Origin of the sequence: Streptomyces sp. WELS2 (assembly GCF_013870595.1) — a bacterium.
Lineage (GTDB): Bacteria > Actinomycetota > Actinomycetes > Streptomycetales > Streptomycetaceae > Streptomyces.
In genome coordinates, this window is the sequence record NZ_JACBWZ010001167.1 from 1 (window position 1) to 1,578 (window position 1,578).

Here is a 1,578-nt window from a genome sequence, read left to right on the forward strand (position 1 = left end):
CCGCGTACGTCATCTGCTCGTCGATCCGTGCCCAGACCGGGTAGAGCGCGACCAGCCAGTCGAACAGGTTGTGGTCGGTGGCCAGACCCCGGGTGATCCACTGGTAGAAGTGGTGGTGGGTGTTGACCAGACCGGGGGTGGCCAGGTGGCCGCGCCCGTCGATCCGGCGCACCACGTTCTCCAGCCCCTTGGGGGCCTCGCCCGCGCCGACCGCCTCGATCCGGTTGCCGGCGAGGACGAGGTGCCCGCAGGCGTACTCGGTGTCGTCCGTGTCCACGGTCGCGATCGCGCAGTTCTCGATCACGACGCGCTGGGCTGCCGATGGTGCCATCTGCTTCCTTGTCTTTCGAATGGCGGCCCGTGGACCAGGGGGGATCCACGGGGAGGGCACGGCAGGACCCTAGGAGGATTCGAGTGCCGGAGCCGGCTGCCGGCCCCGGGTGCCGAGATGGTGGAAGAACAGGTTCAGCAGGACGGCGACGAGCGCGCCGGCGCTGATGCCGGAGCCGAGCACGGTCTGCGCCCACGCCGGGAAGTCGGCGTAGAAGGTCGGCGCGGCCAGCGGGATGATGCCGGCACCGAGTGCCACGGCCACCAGGATGATGTTGGAGCTGTCGTCCAGGCCCGCCTCGGAGAGCGTCCGGATGCCGCTGACGGCGATGGAGCCGAAGAGGACGATGCCCGCGCCGCCGAGCACCGGCATGGGGACCAGGGAGACGACCGCGCCGAGGACCGGGAAGGCGCCGAGGACGATCAGGCTGCCGCCGGCGACGGCGACGACGTACCGGCTGCGCACCCGGGTGAGCGAGACGACACCGACGTTCTGGGCGAAGGCGGAGGTGGGGAAGCCGCCGAAGACCGGCCCGATCAGGGTGGCGAGGCCGTCGGTGCGCAGGCCCCGGGTGATGGTCCGGGCATCGGCGCGGCGGTCGCAGATCTCGCCGAGGGCGAGCATGCCGGCGCTGGACTCGGTCATCAGCACCAGCATCACGATGCACAGCGAGAGGATCGCGGCGGGCTGGAACTCCGGGGCGCCGAAGGCGAACGGGGTGGGCAGCGCGGCCACGGGCGCGGACTCGATGCCGCTGAAGTCGGCCATGCCGAAGGGGATCGCGGCCAGGGTGCCGATGAGCAGTCCGAACAGCAGGGCGACTTGTTTGACGAAGCCCCGGCCGAAGCGCTGGATCAGCAGGATGACGGCGAGGGTGAATCCGGCGAGCGCCAGATGGCGCATGTCGCCGAAGTCGGGGGCGGTCTTGTCGCCGCCTTGCGCCCAGCCCACCGGGACGGGCATCAGCGTGACGCCGATCAGGGTGATGACCACGCCGGTTACCAGGGGTGGGAAGTAGCGCAGCAGCCGGCCGAAGAACGGGCCCAGTGCCAGGCAGAAGGCGCCGGCCACCATCACCGCGCCGTAGATCGCGGGGAGTTGGTGTCCTTTGCCGTTGGTCTCGGCGATCGCGAGGATGGGGGCGATGCCGGCGGAGGAGGCGGCGTTGACGAAGGGCAGCCGGTTGCCGACGAGGCCCTTCACGCCGATGGTCTGCAGGATGGTCGCGATGCCCGCGATGAGCAGGC

General features: G+C 70.7%; 1 protein-coding gene and 1 pseudogene. Both read right to left on the reverse strand.

Annotated elements, in window-relative coordinates:
• A pseudogene (locus tag H5J33_RS34695) lies at positions 1–331 on the reverse strand (8-oxoguanine deaminase); the annotation flags it as partial.
• Positions 332–400: 69 nt separating this feature from the next.
• The coding region (locus H5J33_RS34700; protein ID WP_181798632.1) for a nucleobase:cation symporter-2 family protein at positions 401–1,578 on the reverse strand (1,178 nt) is incomplete at its 5' end.